Source organism: Catellatospora sp. IY07-71 (genome assembly GCF_018326265.1).
Lineage (GTDB): Bacteria > Actinomycetota > Actinomycetes > Mycobacteriales > Micromonosporaceae > Catellatospora.
The window spans coordinates 1309802-1324923 of record NZ_AP023360.1; the positions used below are offsets into that span (position 1 = coordinate 1309802).

Below are 15122 nucleotides of genomic sequence, written 5' to 3' on the forward strand. Positions count from 1 at the left end.
CTTACGGACGAGTAACTTACGGTGTCGTAGCCTGAGAACATGAACGGCACCGCCACCCGTCTGCGCCCCGTCGACATCGGCAAGCCGCGTATGCGCGGCTGGCTGCACGCATACGCCTTCTTCGTCGCCCTGGTCTGCGGCATCGTGCTGGTCTCGATCGCCGCGTTCCGGCCGGGCGGCACGCCCGTGCTCAGCGTCGCCGTCTACAGCCTCACCGTGTGCGGGCTGTTCGGCGTCAGCGGCCTCTACCACCGGCGGGTGTGGAGCGAGCGCGGCTACCAGCTCATGCGGCGGCTCGACCACGCCATGATCTTCATCTTCATCGCGGGTACGTACACCCCGTTCTGCCTGCTCCTGCTGCCCTCGGGCAAGGCCGGGCTGCTGCTGGCGCTCGTGTGGGCGGGCGCGCTCGGCGGCGCGGCCATGTCGCTGATCTGGCCGCACGCGCCGCGCTGGGTGTCCGCCCCGCTCTACCTGGCGCTGGGCTGGGTCGCGGTCGCCGTGCTGCCCGACATCCTGCGCAACGGCGGCGTCACCGCGCTGGTCCTGCTGCTGGTCGGCGGCGCGGCGTACAGCGTCGGCGCGGTCTTCTACGCGCTGCGCCGCCCCAACCCGTGGCCCGAGGTCTTCGGCCACCACGAGTTCTTCCACGCGTGCACCCTCGTCGCCGCCCTCTGCCACCACATCGCCATCTACTTCGCCCTCTTCGCCTGACTCCCCCGCCCGCCCGGCTCCGCCCTGCCCCGCCCGGCGCCAAGATCGCTCGACTTGCCAGGCAGATGGGCGAATGCGCGGTCAAGATACGCCCGGTTGCCGGGCAAGTCGGATGATCTCGGCGCGGCGGCGCGGCAGGGCCGGGTCGGGTCGGGAGAGGCGGGTCAGGCGCGGGGGGTGTGGGTGGTGATGAGTTTGGCGGTCTCGGTGGCGGACCAGTCGGTGTCGGTCTGGTGCACGGCGATGCCGCAGGTGCGCAGGCCGTCGGAGTCCACCCCGCCACTGCCCGCGCTGAGCTGCTCGGTCAGCTGCGAGATGGCCGGGTTGTGGCCGATCAGCAGGACGGTGCGGTGCTCGGGCGGCGCCTCGTGGAGGACCTGGAGCAGGTCCGCCGGCGAGCCCTCGTACAGCGGGCGCTCGTAGTGGACCACCGGTGAGCCGGCGCCCGCGAGCGCGAGCGCGACGGCGTGCCAGGTCTGCCGGGTGCGCCGGGAGGGCGAGCAGAGCACGAGATCAGGGACGTAACCCTGGTTGACCAGCCAGGCGCCCGCGGCGGCGGCGTCGGCGTGGCCGCGGTCGGTCAGCGGCCGGTCGGCGTCGGGCACACCCGCCGGGCGGTCGGCCTTGGCGTGACGCAGCAGCACGAGGGTGCGTGGGCGCGTATCGGCGCCGGACAGCGGAGCCATGAGCCCAGCTTGCCGCAGACGCGGCGCTCGCGCATCCCAACTTCGGTGATAGCGGGCCGGGCGGGCGGCTGATCCAGCGGAAAGGGGAACGGCGCCCCCCGCGCGAAGCGTGGCGAGGGGGCGCCGTTCACCTGTTGGTGGGATGGGTGCCGGTCTCTAGAAGGCGTCCTCGTCGAGGTCCATCGCGTCGAGCGTGGCCAGCTCGACGATGCGCCGGTCGGCGGCCAGCCGCGGCAGCACCTCGCGCGAGAAGAACCGCGCGGAGGTCACGACGCCGCTGTAGAACTTCTGGTCGGCGGCGGACGGCTCGCCGGTCAGGGCCTTGAGGGCCACGTCGGCGCGGCGCAGCAGCAGCCAGCCGACGACCAGGTCGCCCAGCGCCAGCAGCAGGCGGCGGGAGTGCAGGCCGACCTTGTACAGCGCCCGCGGGTCGTCGCCCTGCGACTCGGCCAGCCAGCCGGTGAGGGTGCCGAGGATGCCCTGCACGTCGCCCAGCGCGGCGGCGAGCGCGGCGCGCTCCTCCTTGAGCTGGCCGTTGCCGGTCTCGTTGGTGAGGAACTCCTGGATCTCGCCGGCGACCGCCATCAGCGAGCGCCCGTTGTCCCGCACGATCTTGCGGAACAGCAGGTCGAGGCTCTGGATGGCGGTGGTGCCCTCGTACAGCGAGTCGATCTTCGCGTCGCGGACGTACTGCTCCAGCGGGTAGTCCTGCAGGAAGCCGGAGCCGCCGAAGGTCTGCAGCGCCTCGCTGCCGAGCAGCTCGAACGCGCGCTCCGAGCCACAGCCCTTGACCAGCGGCAGCAGCAGGTCGTTGATCTTCGAGGCGCGCTTGGCGGCCTTCTCGTCGCCGGCGGCGGTGGCCACGGTGACCCGGTCCTGCCAGTACGCCGTGTACGCGACCAGGGCGCGCAGGCCCTCGGCGTACGACTTCTGCAGCAGCAGCGAGCGGCGCACGTCGGGGTGGTGGGTGATGGTGACGCGCGGGGCGGCCTTGTCGGTCATCTGCAGCAGGTCCGCGCCCTGCACCCGCTCCTTGGCGTAGGACAGCGCGTTCAGGTAGCCGGTGGACAGCGTGGCGATGGCCTTGGTGCCGACCATCATCCGGGCGTTCTCGATGATCAGGAACATCTGCCGGATGCCCTCGTGCACCTCGCCGACGAGCCAGCCCTTGGCCGGGACGCCGTGCCCGCCGAAGGTGGTCTCGCAGGTCGTGGAGACCTTGAGGCCCATCTTGTGCTCGACGTTGGTGATGAAGACGCCGTTGCGCTCGCCCAGCTCGCCGGTCTGCGGGTCGAAGTGGAACTTCGGCACGACGAACAGCGACAGGCCCTTGGTGCCGACCGCGTGGCCCTCGGGGCGGGCCAGCACGTAGTGGATGATGTTCTCCGACATGTCGTGCTCGGCCGAGGTGATGAAGCGCTTCACACCCTCGATGTGCCAGGAGCCGTCCTCCTGCTTGACCGCCTTGGTGCGGCCGGCGCCCACGTCGGAGCCGGCGTCCGGCTCGGTGAGCACCATGGTGGAGCCCCACTTCTTCTCGACGAAGAGCTTGGCCCACTCCTGCTGCTCCGGGGTGCCCTCGACGTGCAGCACGTGCGCGAAGGACGGGCCGGAGCCGTACATCCAGATGGGGGCGTTGGAGCCCAGCACCAGCTCGGCCCAGGCCCAGGTCAGGGTGCGCGGCGAGTTGCTGCCGCCGAGGGCGGACGGCAGGTCCAGACGCCAGAACTCGGCATCCATCCAGGTCTTGAAGGACTGCTTGAAGCTGTCCGGCATGGCCACGGTGTAGGTCGCCGGGTCGTACACCGGCGGGTTGCGGTCGCCGTCGACGTAGCTCGCGGCCAGGTCGACGCGCGCCATGCGGTCGATCTCGCCCAGCACGCTGCGCGCGGTGTCCGCGTCGACCTCCGCGAAAGGTCCCTCGCCGAAGGGCGTCTCGAACACCTCGAACAGGTTGAACTCAAGATCCCGCAGGTTGCTCAGGTAGTGGCTCATTCTTCCCGCCCTCAGCGCGCTCGTTACCGACCAGTAAGGTCGACTGTATTACTCGCCAGTAACCATCGGCAAGCGAACTGCCGAGAAGTTCACATCACAGCGTGATGACGTTTGCTCGCACGCTCACCCGGAAGCGTGGGTGCATATGCCCCATTCCGGACATAAGCAAGTCGCCACGCCGATACGCGAAACCTTTCTCCATCGACGTCGTTCTTCCGAGTGACGTGGGCACCCTCGGCCCACCGCACACTGGGGAGGAATCATGATCGACAAGCTGCACAAGCTGCTGTTCGAGCCGCGCTACCCGGTCCGCTACGTCGGCCGCCACCGTGCGCCCAGCGCGCTGCCGATGATCAGCATCTCGGTGCGCCGCAGCCGGTCGGCCACGGTCGCCTGACCAAGGCGTCAGTTCGTCGCGCCCAGCTCCCAGCTGGGCACCGGCATGGGCGTGGGCTGAGACGGCCCCGCGTACTCCATCAGGATCAGCGCGATGTCGTCGTCGAGCCGGTTGTGCACCCATTCCAGCAGCGCGGACTCCACGGACGCCAGGCCGTCGGCGACGGTGCCGTGGCCGAGCAGCTTCCAGGCCCGCTGGTTGATGGGGAAGAACTCGCCGTCGCGGCGCGCCTCGGCCAGGCCGTCGGTGAGCAGCAGCAGCCGGTCGCCGGGTTCGAGCCGCTCCACGCGGCTGCGCACCACCGGCATGAAGCCCAGCGGCGGCGCCGGCGAGGGCGGATCAAGGGTGATCACCTCGCCGCGCCGGATCAGGATCGGCGCGGGGTGGCCGCAGTTGACGATGGTGAGCGTGCCGCCGCGCTCCTCCACCAGGCAGGCGGTGACGAAGTCCTCGTCCCCGACGCTGCGGGCGACGGCGCGGTCCAGGTCGGCCACGATGGCGCGCAGATCGGCCCGCTCGAAGGCGACATGGCGGTACGAGCCCAGCACGATGCTCGCCGTACGCACCGCGTCCAGGCCCTTGCCGCGCACATCGCCGATGATCATGCGGACGCCGTACGGCGTGTCGAGCGCCTCGTAGAGGTCACCGCCGATGTCGGCGGCCGCGGTGGCGGAGATGTAGCGCCCGGCCACGGCCAGCGTGCCCACCTTCGGCCCGAGCGGCCGCAGCACCGCCTGCTGGGCGATGGTGGCCAGCTTGGCCAGCTCGGCGATGCGCTCGGCCTGCCGCTGCCGCACCACGGCCACCAGGGCCGCGATGCCGGTGGCCAGGCCGATGCCGATCACGTTGATGAAGGACGACAGGTCGGACTGCTGCTGTTGCTGGGCGGCCTGCTCGCCGGTCATCCCGAACACCGCGAACACCGTGCCCGCCGCCGTCGCCGCGCCGCCCGCGATCAGCACCGCCTGCCACGGCGCGAACACCGCGGCCAGGAACGGGACCGTGGCCAGCAGCCCGACGAAGCGCGCCTCGCGGCCGTCGGCCAGCTCCACCGCGCAGATCAAAAAGAGCAGCACGAAGGCCGCGCCGAGTCCGGCACGGAAACCAGGGCTTAGCGGGCGTCCGCCCGGCAGGGCAATAGGCATGCGTACGGCAACAAGCATGACTGATCAACTCCGTCATGCCGCTCAGATTGTCCCGTCGGCGGAGCGCATTCTGTCCGGTCGGATGAGACTACGTTTCACGATTTTTCAGAAACTGTTCTACCCGTTTCCGAAACTCGTGCTTCGCAGAGGGAAACGCCCAGCTCAGGCCGTCGGCCAGGTGCGCCAGTTCAGGTACGAGCGCGACGCCGTCGGACCACGTTGCCCCTGGTAGCGCGAGCCGTTCACGGACGAGCCGTACGGGTGCTCCGCCTCCGAGGACAGCCGCAGCACGCACAGCTGCCCGATCTTCATCCCCGGCCAGAGCCGGATCGGCAGCGTGGCGACGTTCGACAGCTCCAGCGTCACGTGGCCCGAGAACCCCGGGTCGATGAAGCCCGCGGTCGAGTGCGTCAGCAGCCCCAGCCGGCCCAGGCTCGACTTGCCCTCCAGCCGCGCCGCCAGCCCGTGGCCCAGCGTCACCACCTCGAGCGTGGACGCCAGCACGAACTCACCCGGGTGCAGCACGAACGGCTGCCCGTCGTCCACCTCGACCAGCGTGGTCAGCTCGTCCTGCTGCTCGGCCGGGTCGATGTGCGTGTACAGGTGGTTGTTGAACACCCGGAACAGCCGGTCCAGCCGTACGTCGATGCTCGACGGCTGCACCAGGCTCGGCTCGAACGGCTCCAGCTGGAGCTGCCCCGCCTTGATCTCCGCCACCAGATCCCGGTCAGAAAGCAACACGCTGCGCAGCCTACCCCGTAAGGAAGGGCACCTTCTTATCGCAATGCGTGGTGGAAGGTGCCCTTCTTAACCCGGCCTCACCCGTTGGGGGACGTGTCCGCGTGTCTCGGTGCGTCTCGAACAGGTGTTCGATAAAGTCGAACCATGGCAACCTGGACCGCATTCGCCGCCGCCGCACCGGGGCTGGCCTCGTCGATCCGCGCCCTGCTGCACCAGTACGGCGCCGGCATGGGCTATCTGGCGACCGTACGCGCCGACGGCGGGCCGCGGGTGCACCCCGTCTCCCCCATCGTCGCCGACGACGGGCTCTACCTCTTCGTCGTCGACTCGCCGAAGCGGCGCGACCTCGAGCGCGACGGCCGCTACGCGCTGCACGCCTTCCCCGCCGAGGACACCGACGCCGAGGCGTACGTCAGCGGCCGCGCCCACCCCGTCACCAGCCTCACCGTCGTCGACCGGCTGGTCCGGCAGCACCGGGCCGCCCCGACCGTGGACTGGCGGCTCTACGAACTCACCGTCGAGGCGGCGCTGCTACACCGCCACGAGCCGGGGGCGTACCCGATCACCTGGCGCGACCCGGCCGGCGGGCGCGAGCCGGCGAGCAGCCGGCCGCGCCAGCCGTTTCTCCAGCTCGTAGCGGCATGACGCGCGACGGGGGCGAACTGCGGCGGTTACCTACGTGCACGCGCGCGGCAACGTCAGGTACAGTGGTGCCGCTCGCGGGTGTAGTTCAATGGCAGAACATCAGCTTCCCAAGCTGACAGTGCGGGTTCGATTCCCGTCACCCGCTCCACGAAGAAAAGCCTGGTAGGACGCGAGTCCGAACCAGGCTTTTCTATTTCTCACGGTCTCTATGCGGCCGACGTGCCCGTGGCGTGCCCGTTGCCCTCCTCGTGCCCGTCCCCGTCGCCATCCACGATCAGCTCTTCCGGCTGCCCTTCTGCTTCCTTCTTCTCGGCGCGCGCACGCTCTACCATGGCGCTGAGCGCGTCGGCGATCACCCGGTCACGGGCGCCCGAGCGGTGTAGGTAGATCAGCGCTGCCTTGGTGGAGGCGTGGCCCATCCGGTCCATCAGGTCGCGCAGGGTCGCGCCGGACTCGGCCGCCCAGGTGTTGCCGGTATGGCGGAGGTCGTGAAAGTGCAGGCCCTCGACACCGGCCGCCCTGGTGCCCTTGGTCCAGTGCTCCTGGAAGTTCGACCGCCGCACCGGCGCACCGGACGGGCCGACGAAGACCAGGGCGTCAGGCCCGTCAGCGGTGAACTCGGAAAGATGGCGCTTCAGCTCGGGCAGCACCACCGACGGAACCGTCACGACCCGAACGCCGGCATCAGACTTCGGCGGGCCGAACACCAACCTGCCGTCGGTCATCTCGCCCATGGTGCGCTCGATCAGCACTTCACCAGCCGCGAGGTTGACGTGCCGCCGAGCCAGCCCCGCCAGCTCGCCGAAGCGCATGCTGGCGAAGGAAGCGAGGAGCACCATCGCACGGAACCGAGGCGGCACGTTCTCGGCGATCGTGAAGACCTGGTCCAGGGTGGCCACCGGCCGCTCCGGACTCTTCTCCTGCCCGGCGCCCACGATCTGGCACGGGTTGCGGCTGATCAGCCGGTCCGTAACGGCAGTGTTGAGGATGGCCCGCAGCAGGCGGTACGCCTTGGCGACCGTCACCGCCCCCACTTTGCCGAGAAGTTCATGCCGCCAGGTACGCAGACGGGGCGTGGTGATCTCGACCAGCGCGAGACTGCCGAGCTTCGGCACGATGTGCAGCCGCAGCAGGCCCTCATAGAGCACGACAGTCCGCGGACGCAGACCCGGACGCTCGCGGATCCACGTCTCGGCGTACTCCTTCAGCGATACCTTGCCCGCGTCAGGGTCGGTCCACTCCCCACGCGCGAGCTCCACCTCCTTTGCCGAAAGCCACTGCTCGGCATCGCGCTTGCGGGTGAAGGTCACGTCCGCAGGACGGTCAACACCGTCAGGTCCCGGATATCTCGCCTGGTAGCGGCCGGACGGAAGCTTGCGGATACGCCCGAAGTGACGCTTGCCCATCAGCGGTTCCTCCCCGCCACGGTGGCCGGCTGCACGCGCCCAGCCGCGACGAACGCCACAAGATCGCCCTCCGCGATCCGCACGTGGCTACCGATCTTGTGGAACGTGATACGGCGCTCCTCGATGAGACGCCGCACAAAGCGCACCTTCGTGTTGAGCAGCTCGGCCGCCTGCTCGACCGTCAGCAGCCTCCCGTTCATGCGTTCCCTTCCTCCTCGCGATCTCTTCTGCCATCAGTTGCCGAAACTTCTGGTGGTGGACCGGCCCGCAGCGCGCGGTCCAGCTCGTTGCGCCACTGCAGGCGTTCGCTGATCGCGCGCAGGAGCCGATGCCCCAGCGGCGCAATGTCGGGGTCTGTCGGCCGGGCCATCTCCCAGGCATAGCGGGACGCGGCCGGGGTGCCGTCGGTGGTGGTTTGGCCGGCGTGGTCGGTGTCGGTGGTGACGCCGAGGACCTGTTTGACCCAGTCGCGGTTGTCGGCCTTGTGGTCGGCGAGGGTCTTGCCGGACCACTGGCGGGAGATGAGCACACGTCGGCCGCCCATGCCGAGGGTGTCTGGCTTGTGGACCTTGCCTTTGCACTGGCCCGGTCGCTGGTGCGGCTTGGGGTTCTTGGGCTGGACGCCGTGCAGCAGCCAGTTCGGGCAGCGCTCCGAGCAGGGGGTATAGCGGAGTTCCTGCCACAGCCGGTCCAGGTGGGCGCGCTGTCGGTCGGTTTCGACCTGGTGGCAGTCGGCGGCCTGCTTGGTCAGGTACTTGGTGATGTAGCCCAGGCACCGGCCCGCGTCCTTGGACCCGGCCAGCACGCCCTCCGCCTTCATCTGCGCGCCGAAGCGGGCGATGTGGACGGGTTCGGTGTCTTCGTCGGCGTCGACCAGGTCCATGGCCTCGCCCCAGGACAGCAGCGGCGCCCGTGTGTCCGGGTCGACGAACCCGCCCGCGTTCTCGTCCCAGACCGGGGGCCTGTTCGGATCGTAGGCGTGGGTGAGCGGTGGCCACCACACCTGGTGGTAGGTCGCCGCGGTCACCTGCCGCAGCAGCTCCCTGGGGATGGTGCCCCGGATGGCGAAGTGGGCGTGCGGGGCCAGGCGGCGCTGGGGCTCGACGGCTCCGGCGTACTGGACGTTCCAGCCTGCGGCGCGGCGCAGGTTCTGCCAGAACCGGTCCAGCAGTGCCGGGAAGTGCACAGCGTCCCAGGCCGCGCGCCGGTAGTCGTAGGTGCCGGGGTTGATGGGTGTGCCGTCGTCGTGGACGCGGCCGTAGGAGTCCAGCGTGAGGGTGAGGAACAGCGACGGGCGGAACACCTGCCCGTTGTGGCCGGTGTAGGTGCGGCCGACGGTGCGGGCCTCGACCTTGCGGCGGGGCAGGTCGGGCACGTCCTGTCGGCGTTTGGTCGAGCGGACCCGGCGGGAGCCCTCGACCGGGTCGCCCTGGTCGTCGAGCCCGCCGTGCGGCGGTGCCGGGCGTCCGCGCAGCCCGGACGCGATGATCTCCTCATCCAGCGCCGCGATGGCCTCATCCACGGCGGCGATCTGTTCGGCGCGGGTGGTGGGGTCGAGGTCGGCGGCGAACAGGGCGGCGCGGTCGAACTCTAGGTGTGCGCGGATGACGACGAGGCCGCGCTGGTCGTCGGTGGCGGGGTCGGGGCCTGGTGAGGGTTCGTCGTCGCGGTGCCAGCCCTCGCGGATCTGCTGACGGCGCAGCTTGCGCGCCTTCTTCGCGCAGGCCGGGCACTTGCTCTCTAGGGTGGCGCCGCAGGCGATGTCGATGGTGGTGGTCTGGCCGGTGTCCAGGTCGGTGCGGCGAAGGGTGACCGGCCGGGTGCAGACGCCGGTTTCGGTGGCGATGTCCTTGACGACGTCCACGGAGCGGGGCATGAGCAGGCGGGCGGCCCGGGAGCCCGGCCGGGGCGCGGTGGCCTCGGCCGGACTCGGGGTGATCGTTGGGGCGGTCACAGCGCCGCCACCGCCTGGTGCCCGTTGGCCGCAGCCCGGTCGCTGTCGGGGCGGGCAGCGACGGTCAGCGGGCCGAGCCCACCACGCGCCGGTGCCGGAGTGGCGGCGGTGCGCAGGTGGCGGAGGAGTTCGCCTGCGGTGCCGTTGGCGACCCGCAGCCGCGCCCGCAGTTCGTCACGGGTGATGGAGCGGCCGGTGGCCTTGAGGTAGGCGGCAGCCTCCTGGCGGGCGCGGGTGACCAGTTCGGCCGTGACGACCTGGTCCACGTCCTCGACGTCGTCTGCGTCGTCCTCGGCGCCGGGGACGGCCGGGGACGCCACGGGGACGGCCTCAGCGGGCACCGGGCGGAACTCCTGGACGGACGGTGTCGCCACGATCGGCGCGGGTGTGGTGAGCGGGGCGGGGACGGGCTGGGGACGATCGTGAGGACGGTCCGGGACGACCTGCGGCGCGGGCTCCGGCTCCGGTGCCGGGGTCTTGCCCAGCACGAGTTTCGCCAGCGCGGCGAACGCCAGGGCCGGGATGACGGAAACGAGGCCGCCGGAGAAGCCGGGTTTGGCCACGGCCAGCTGCGCGGTCACCGACAGCACCAGCGCGGCGCCCAGGAGCGCGGTCGGGTAGGCGATGGGCTGGCCGGCGGCGCGGCGGCGGCGCATGACCAGCAGCGCGGCGATGGGTACGAGTTCGGTGATGACGGCATTGGCCCAGCCGAACCAGTCCCCGGTGGAGGACGGGCTGTTGTGCATGGTCCAGTCGTGCACGTGCGTGAAGGACGCCGCCCCGGCGGCGCCGCCGACGGCGAGGAGGATGAGGACGAGGACGGCGCCCTCGAGGCGGGCGGTTTTGCGGGTCCGCGCCGGCACCGTGGTGCCGGGGATGGCGTGGCTGGTCATCGTGGTCCTCCGGTCAGTGGGGTGCGGCGGGTGGCGGTGGCGTAGACCCGGACGGTGCCCCGGCGGGCGGGCTCGGGCTGGGAGACGTTGGTGAGGGTGAGGACCTGGTCCAGGACGGCCAGGGTGGTGGCGACGGCGTGCAGGTCGCCCAGCAGCCGCAGCTGCACCGGTCCGGTGGGTGTGGTCATGCGGTCACCTCCGGCTTGTAGGCGGCGGCGAGGTCGGCCAGCTGGGCGTCGGTGTGGAAGGAGAACCGGACCCGGTGCGGCTCAGGTGAGCCGTCCAGGCGCACGAACCCCACACCCGGCAGCGCGACCGGGATCAGGTCGCAGATGGCGCCGCGGTCGCGGGAGCCGTCGCCGAGGATCAGGTCTGCCTGCTCGGGTTCGGTCAGCCGCAGCGCGATCCGGGTCGGGAACAGGTCCCGGAACGGCAGCACGTCCTTGCGCGGGTCCTGCACCGCCGCGACCACGTGCACGCCGACGGCGCGGCCCTGGCTGAGGATCAGGGACAGGGCGTCCTTGATCCGGTCGCGGGTCTTCTTGTCGCCGACGTAGGCGGTCAGCGCCGCCATCTCGTCGACCAGGATCACCAGCGTCGGGTCCTCCACGGTGGCGGTGCGCTGGCGGGCACGGCCCCGCAGCGCGGCAGCCCGGCGGCGCAGGACCTTGACCGCGTCCTCCAGGTCCCCGGCCATCGCATCGGGGTCCTCGAAGCTGAACCGGGCGAACAGCGGAGCGCCTGCGGCCAGTTCCATGCCGCCCTTGGGGTCGAACGCCCACAGCTGCACCAGCCCGGCCCGGACCGACCCGGCCAGCGCCGAGACGATCGACCACAGCACCGAGCCCTTGCCCGAGTCGGTCGCCCCCGCGATCAGCACATGGGTGCCGGTCAGGCGCAGGTGCCACACCCCGCCCGTCTCCCGCTTGGCCACCGGCAGCGCGGCCAGGTTCGCCACGGCCGGCACCGGGAACGGGGCGACCGTGCGCAGCAGCGAGTCCACCCGCCGGAACTGCAGCACCACCCGATCCAGCCGCTTCGGGTGCTGCACCGCGCGGGCGGCGCGGGCCCTGAACGTGTACGCCAGCCGCGCGGCGACCTTGGCCCAGTCGTCGGGGTGCTGGCCTGCGACCAGGCGCACGGTCACGTCGTCGCCGTGCTCGTGGGCGCGGACCTTGACCAGCCGCGGAATGTACCGGTCACCGTTGACGGTGACGGCGAGGCCGGTGGTGGTCATCGCGGCCAGCCAGCCACGCCGGTACACCCACACCCGCCGCCACGTGGCGACGGCCGGGAACCCGGCGAAGCGCCAGAAGCTGGCCGGGTGCGCCCGCCACCAGCCGCCCAGCGACACCGCCACCGTCGCGGCGATCGCACCGGTGCCCAGCGGTCCGAACTCGTGCAGCAGGTAGCCGACCGTGGCGGCCGGGCCGGTGATGCGCCAGTGGCGAATCAGGAACACGGTCGTGGAGACCAGGCCCTTGCCGATCCACCAGGCGGCCATGGCCCAGCCCGGCACCCGCCAGGACGGGACCCGCAGGTTCAGCGGCGCGGCGGGCAGCTTGTCGCCGTGCACGACGTTCACGAGGGGCATCACCGACCACCCCCGCCCGAGTGGGAGAGGCCGGCACGGCGGCGGGCGGCGGCGAGGACGTGCGGGTGGCAGACCTCGCACACGGCAGTGGCCGGGTTCCAGTCGTGCGGGGCGACCCAGCGCTCACACGAACGGCACTTGAGCTTCACCACCCGGACCCGCCCGCCACGCGCGGCGTGCTGGAGGCGGGCGGCGCCGTCGCCCAGGACGGCGGCGGTCCGGCGGATGAGGACGGGGGTCTTCACTGCGACCACCGCCACACGCTGGTGGCCTGCCGGTGCGCGGTGTCGGCGATCTTCCGGCCGCACGGGCCGCAGTGCGTGTAACCGCCCTCAGCGGGACTCTTGTTGCACAGCCAGCAGACCATCGCAGCCGTTGCGGTGGTCTTGGTGCGGGCTAGCATGGACACGACAAACCCACCCCTTCCAAGGGGACCGATGGGATTTGCGAACGCGGGCCGGGTGTCCTTCCGCCAAGTTGTCCACCCGGCCCGCGTGCTTCTTGCTCAGAGCCCCGCCATCGCGGGACTGGCCGCCGCGGCGACCATGCCCGTGGCCCGCAGCGACCACGACAGCTGCGCCCGGCACTGACCCGAGCTCTTGCACTTCTGCTGATCCACCCACGGCGTCAGCGTGAGCCCCTCGAACTGCACCAGGGGCGGGTAGCCCGGCACCGTGGGCGAGGGCGGCACCGGCTGATGCGGCGCCGACACCTTCACCCGGACCTCCTTCGAGCGGCCGAACTTGCCCGCCTCCGGGTCCAGATCCAGGACCTTCACGTGCCAGACCCGCACACCGTTCTCGTCGCGCATCTGGTCGTCATCGTGCCCACGCAGCTTGAAGTCCTTCGCCGGTTCCACGGACAGGCACATCGCCCCAGCCGGGAACACGTACCCCGACTCCACCGGCACCCGCATCGAAAGCGGAATCACCTCACGACCTCCTCCGGTCGGTTGGAACGGCCCAGCTGAGCGGCTCGTTCGTCTTGTGAGTCCTCTTAGGAGGACTTAACCTTCCTCTATATTGCGGACGCATCAGTCTGATGTAAAGGACTTCTTAGTCCGCTATGTGGACGCGGGAGTCCCCTTGGTGGGGACGGGAACGTCCTCCAAGATGAGAGGCGTGGAGATGGCAGAAGTGCTACGCCGCAGGCGCACGGAACTCGGCATGTCGCAGGCAGATCTTGCGACCGCCGCAGGCGTCGACAAGCGGCAGATCCGTCGGTATGAGGCGGGCGAACAACAGCCCGTGCTGTCGGTGGCTGTCGCCATCGCTAAGGCACTCAAGATCTCCGTCGGAGAGTTGGCCGGCATCCCCAGCCATGAGGTGAACCTCTCCGGCGACTGGTGGGCTGCCTGGCAGACGTTCAAGGATGGTCAGCAGGTCATCACCCTGCAACAAGTCCACTTCGCCCAGCAGAGCGAATTCGTCGCCGTCGAGACGACCACGCGCGGCGTCGCCGTCGAGGACGGCGGCTACCACTGGCGTGGCGAACTCCGGCTGTGGGACAACGAGATCCTGATGGGCTGGTACGCAGCCCTCGACGGCTCGGTGCGATCCAAGGGCACCATGTACTTCGTGCTCCACCCCCACGGACAGCAAATGGCTGGCCGATGGGTCGGCATGAGCTACGACGGAAAGATCGTCACCGGCTGGGGTGCGATCGCCCGCGACGGCGACACCGCAACAAACATCATTGATCAGCTAAAAGTGGAGAAGGGCCAGGAATGACCGATCCGATCTGCGAAGTGATCATCACTGGACCAGACCCGGACTGGCTCGCCAGTTTCACTCACGCTCTGGTCAACGATCGTCTAGCAGCATGCGGACACAACATCGCGCCAATTCGATCTATCTATCGATGGGCAGGCGTTGTGCACGACGCGTGTGAAGCCCGCGTCGCGCTTCACACGCGTTCAAGCTGTGTTGCCGCGATCGTCGAGCGGGCCAATCGAGAGCACCCATACGAAGTACCGTGTGTCATCGCAACGCCAATTGTCGAGGCGAACCCAGCGTATGAGGCATGGATACTGGAGGAGACGGCCGGCTAGGTAATTGCATACGCAGCGGCGCACAGCGAATCGCCGATCTGACGGCGCAGCGACCTCGAGGGCGGCATGTCCGAGCAAACCAGCAGCGCATGGGCCAAGCCGCGAGGGAGATCCTCCCGATCGACGTCCTCGATAACACCGACGCCAGCTCGCCGGGCATCCGCCGCCGTTAGGCCGTAAATGCACTGGCGCGAGTTCGTCAGTATGCAGTCTGCCTTCAGATCGTTGTCTTTAAGGACGACATCGCGGTAGACGGAGATCCCATCATCATCAAACTGAAACGATGCGCGGGACAATTTCTTTGATCCGTCTATCAAATCTGCTTGCTGGAAGAAGTCCGGCAAAACGGGAACTCGACGATAAAGAAGCTCACTATCAGAGATGGAGGGGTCATCCCACCTCATTTTTCTCCTTAGCGATCGAAGAGCCTACGCCATGTCGGATTTTCCTTGTTCACCTTCTGTGAGAGAAGGTTCAGTAACTGCCTGAGCTTCCTCTCGACGGATTCGTCCAGCTCTGCATCGAGAATTGCACGGCCTCGCTCGTCAGTCGCAAAAACGTAAATGTCACCAACACGATCAACCTCCACTTCGATCTTCTGCTGGCCAGCATGCCATTCGGCAAGCACGCCGCCCTTATCGAAGGGAGAAAGGAATGGGTACACGGTTCGCCGGTCCGAGACTCGTCCCATGATCCCAACCAGGCCGAAGGATGCGACTGAGTTGACCGGCACTCCCCCGTTACCATCCCAATCGCGCGGAAGCCGGCTCAATTGATGAAGCTTCGAGCGTATGTAATGGCTAAACCCAAACGGCGATATCGTACCCGGAACGAACGGCTGCACCACTCGCGCAGGAGCCGGGTTGCTACGCACAATCCAGGTCCCTTTGCTGCGATTCTCC

Annotated in this window: 20 protein-coding genes and 1 tRNA gene; 6 read left to right on the forward strand and 15 right to left on the reverse strand. The window is 69.4% G+C overall.

The window, feature by feature from the left end:
* The first annotated feature begins 39 nt into the window (after nucleotides 1–39).
* Nucleotides 40–714 carry a hemolysin III family protein gene (locus CS0771_RS05970; RefSeq protein WP_212840130.1) on the forward strand — a complete coding sequence of 225 codons (675 nt, stop codon included), beginning with the start codon at nucleotides 40–42 and terminating at the stop codon, nucleotides 712–714.
* Nucleotides 715–878: 164 nt separating this feature from the next.
* Here CS0771_RS05970 and CS0771_RS05975 read toward each other — a convergent pair whose 3' ends face one another.
* Nucleotides 879–1391 carry a histidine phosphatase family protein gene (locus CS0771_RS05975; RefSeq protein ID WP_212845643.1) on the reverse strand — a complete coding sequence of 171 codons (513 nt, stop codon included), beginning with the start codon at nucleotides 1389–1391 and terminating at the stop codon, nucleotides 879–881.
* A 165-nt stretch (nucleotides 1392–1556) separates the two neighbouring features.
* Nucleotides 1557–3395, reverse strand: coding sequence for an acyl-CoA dehydrogenase (locus CS0771_RS05980; RefSeq protein ID WP_212840131.1), 1839 nt, complete (start codon nucleotides 3393–3395; stop codon nucleotides 1557–1559).
* A 262-nt stretch (nucleotides 3396–3657) separates the two neighbouring features.
* Between CS0771_RS05980 and CS0771_RS39220 the strand changes: the two genes are divergently transcribed.
* Nucleotides 3658–3792 carry a hypothetical protein gene (locus CS0771_RS39220; RefSeq protein WP_256442791.1) on the forward strand — a complete coding sequence of 45 codons (135 nt, stop codon included), beginning with the start codon at nucleotides 3658–3660 and terminating at the stop codon, nucleotides 3790–3792.
* Between the two features lie 8 nt (nucleotides 3793–3800).
* On the opposite strand, the gene CS0771_RS05985 is transcribed toward CS0771_RS39220, so the two are convergent.
* Both CS0771_RS05985 and dcd read right to left on the reverse strand, forming a co-directional pair.
* Nucleotides 3801–4955 (reverse strand): PP2C family protein-serine/threonine phosphatase, encoded by a 1155-nt coding sequence (locus CS0771_RS05985; protein WP_212840132.1) that lies wholly within the window; start codon nucleotides 4953–4955, stop codon nucleotides 3801–3803.
* A 144-nt stretch (nucleotides 4956–5099) separates the two neighbouring features.
* Nucleotides 5100–5678, reverse strand: a complete 579-nt coding sequence (dcd, locus tag CS0771_RS05990) for a dCTP deaminase (protein ID WP_203745553.1) — start codon at nucleotides 5676–5678, stop codon at nucleotides 5100–5102.
* A gap of 144 nt (nucleotides 5679–5822) precedes the next feature.
* Between dcd and CS0771_RS05995 the strand changes: the two genes are divergently transcribed.
* Together CS0771_RS05995 and CS0771_RS06000 are read left to right on the forward strand one after the other, a co-directional pair.
* Nucleotides 5823–6323 (forward strand): pyridoxamine 5'-phosphate oxidase family protein, encoded by a 501-nt coding sequence (locus tag CS0771_RS05995; protein WP_212840133.1) that lies wholly within the window; start codon nucleotides 5823–5825, stop codon nucleotides 6321–6323.
* A gap of 74 nt (nucleotides 6324–6397) precedes the next feature.
* Nucleotides 6398–6471: transfer RNA gene (locus CS0771_RS06000), tRNA-Gly, on the forward strand.
* A 58-nt stretch (nucleotides 6472–6529) separates the two neighbouring features.
* Here CS0771_RS06000 and CS0771_RS06005 read toward each other — a convergent pair.
* The 9 genes from CS0771_RS06005 to CS0771_RS06045 form a co-directional block, all read right to left on the reverse strand.
* A complete protein-coding gene (locus tag CS0771_RS06005) occupies nucleotides 6530–7729 on the reverse strand; it encodes a site-specific integrase (protein ID WP_244870630.1) in 1200 nt (399 codons plus the stop codon).
* On the reverse strand, nucleotides 7729–7929 hold the full coding sequence (locus CS0771_RS06010; protein WP_244870631.1) for a helix-turn-helix domain-containing protein: 201 nt from the start codon (nucleotides 7927–7929) through the stop codon (nucleotides 7729–7731). Before CS0771_RS06010 ends, CS0771_RS06005 begins: the two co-directional genes overlap by 1 nt.
* The gene (locus CS0771_RS06015) at nucleotides 7926–9683 is read right to left on the reverse strand and encodes a replication initiator (protein WP_212840134.1); all 1758 of its coding nucleotides are present in this window, start codon (nucleotides 9681–9683) and stop codon (nucleotides 7926–7928) included. Before CS0771_RS06015 ends, CS0771_RS06010 begins: the two co-directional genes overlap by 4 nt.
* Entirely contained in the window at nucleotides 9680–10576 is an 897-nt protein-coding gene (locus CS0771_RS39590; RefSeq protein WP_371821357.1) for a hypothetical protein, read from the reverse strand. Before CS0771_RS39590 ends, CS0771_RS06015 begins: the two co-directional genes overlap by 4 nt.
* Nucleotides 10573–10764, reverse strand: coding sequence for a hypothetical protein (locus CS0771_RS06025; protein ID WP_212840135.1), 192 nt, complete (start codon nucleotides 10762–10764; stop codon nucleotides 10573–10575). The genes CS0771_RS39590 and CS0771_RS06025 overlap by 4 nt, the downstream gene beginning before the upstream one ends.
* Nucleotides 10761–12170: an FtsK/SpoIIIE domain-containing protein gene (locus tag CS0771_RS06030; RefSeq protein ID WP_212840136.1), complete on the reverse strand. Its 1410-nt coding sequence runs from the start codon at nucleotides 12168–12170 to the stop codon at nucleotides 10761–10763. The genes CS0771_RS06025 and CS0771_RS06030 overlap by 4 nt, the downstream gene beginning before the upstream one ends.
* Nucleotides 12170–12415 (reverse strand): hypothetical protein, encoded by a 246-nt coding sequence (locus CS0771_RS06035; RefSeq protein ID WP_212840137.1) that lies wholly within the window; start codon nucleotides 12413–12415, stop codon nucleotides 12170–12172. The genes CS0771_RS06030 and CS0771_RS06035 overlap by 1 nt, the downstream gene beginning before the upstream one ends.
* Nucleotides 12412–12579 carry a hypothetical protein gene (locus tag CS0771_RS06040; RefSeq protein WP_212840138.1) on the reverse strand — a complete coding sequence of 56 codons (168 nt, stop codon included), beginning with the start codon at nucleotides 12577–12579 and terminating at the stop codon, nucleotides 12412–12414. The genes CS0771_RS06035 and CS0771_RS06040 overlap by 4 nt, the downstream gene beginning before the upstream one ends.
* Before the next feature lie 96 nt (nucleotides 12580–12675).
* Nucleotides 12676–13101, reverse strand: coding sequence for a hypothetical protein (locus tag CS0771_RS06045; RefSeq protein ID WP_212840139.1), 426 nt, complete (start codon nucleotides 13099–13101; stop codon nucleotides 12676–12678).
* A 196-nt stretch (nucleotides 13102–13297) separates the two neighbouring features.
* Between CS0771_RS06045 and CS0771_RS06050 the strand changes: the two genes are divergently transcribed.
* A complete protein-coding gene (locus CS0771_RS06050) occupies nucleotides 13298–13900 on the forward strand; it encodes a helix-turn-helix transcriptional regulator (protein ID WP_244871311.1) in 603 nt (200 codons plus the stop codon).
* Complete coding sequence (gene cutA, locus CS0771_RS06055) at nucleotides 13897–14220, forward strand: divalent-cation tolerance protein CutA (RefSeq protein ID WP_212840141.1); 324 nt, start codon at nucleotides 13897–13899, stop codon at nucleotides 14218–14220. Before CS0771_RS06050 ends, cutA begins: the two co-directional genes overlap by 4 nt.
* On the opposite strand, the gene CS0771_RS06060 is transcribed toward cutA, so the two are convergent.
* Nucleotides 14217–14624 (reverse strand): hypothetical protein, encoded by a 408-nt coding sequence (locus CS0771_RS06060; protein ID WP_212840142.1) that lies wholly within the window; start codon nucleotides 14622–14624, stop codon nucleotides 14217–14219. The genes cutA and CS0771_RS06060 overlap by 4 nt on opposite strands.
* 8 nt (nucleotides 14625–14632) lie before the next feature.
* Nucleotides 14633–15094: a hypothetical protein gene (locus CS0771_RS06065; protein ID WP_212840143.1), complete on the reverse strand. Its 462-nt coding sequence runs from the start codon at nucleotides 15092–15094 to the stop codon at nucleotides 14633–14635.
* Between the last annotated feature and the right edge of the window lie 28 nt (nucleotides 15095–15122).

What these genes read in the sequence shown, in the direction of transcription:
- CS0771_RS06005 (WP_244870630.1), bottom strand. Translation starts at nt 7,729, where the DNA reads ATGGGCAAGCGTCACTTCGGGCGTATCCGCAAGCTTCCGTCCGGCCGC.
- CS0771_RS06030 (WP_212840136.1), bottom strand. Translation starts at nt 12,170, where the DNA reads ATGCCCCTCGTGAACGTCGTGCACGGCGACAAGCTGCCCGCCGCGCCG.
- CS0771_RS05995 (WP_212840133.1), top strand. Translation starts at nt 5,823, where the DNA reads ATGGCAACCTGGACCGCATTCGCCGCCGCCGCACCGGGGCTGGCCTCG.
- CS0771_RS06010 (WP_244870631.1), bottom strand. Translation starts at nt 7,929, where the DNA reads ATGAACGGGAGGCTGCTGACGGTCGAGCAGGCGGCCGAGCTGCTCAAC.
- CS0771_RS39220 (WP_256442791.1), top strand. Translation starts at nt 3,658, where the DNA reads ATGATCGACAAGCTGCACAAGCTGCTGTTCGAGCCGCGCTACCCGGTC.
- CS0771_RS06050 (WP_244871311.1), top strand. Translation starts at nt 13,298, where the DNA reads ATGGCAGAAGTGCTACGCCGCAGGCGCACGGAACTCGGCATGTCGCAG.
- cutA (WP_212840141.1), top strand. Translation starts at nt 13,897, where the DNA reads ATGACCGATCCGATCTGCGAAGTGATCATCACTGGACCAGACCCGGAC.
- CS0771_RS05985 (WP_212840132.1), bottom strand. Translation starts at nt 4,955, where the DNA reads ATGCTTGTTGCCGTACGCATGCCTATTGCCCTGCCGGGCGGACGCCCG.
- CS0771_RS05980 (WP_212840131.1), bottom strand. Translation starts at nt 3,395, where the DNA reads ATGAGCCACTACCTGAGCAACCTGCGGGATCTTGAGTTCAACCTGTTC.
- CS0771_RS05970 (WP_212840130.1), top strand. Translation starts at nt 40, where the DNA reads ATGAACGGCACCGCCACCCGTCTGCGCCCCGTCGACATCGGCAAGCCG.
- CS0771_RS06025 (WP_212840135.1), bottom strand. Translation starts at nt 10,764, where the DNA reads ATGACCACACCCACCGGACCGGTGCAGCTGCGGCTGCTGGGCGACCTG.
- CS0771_RS39590 (WP_371821357.1), bottom strand. Translation starts at nt 10,576, where the DNA reads ATGACCAGCCACGCCATCCCCGGCACCACGGTGCCGGCGCGGACCCGC.
- CS0771_RS06060 (WP_212840142.1), bottom strand. Translation starts at nt 14,624, where the DNA reads ATGAGGTGGGATGACCCCTCCATCTCTGATAGTGAGCTTCTTTATCGT.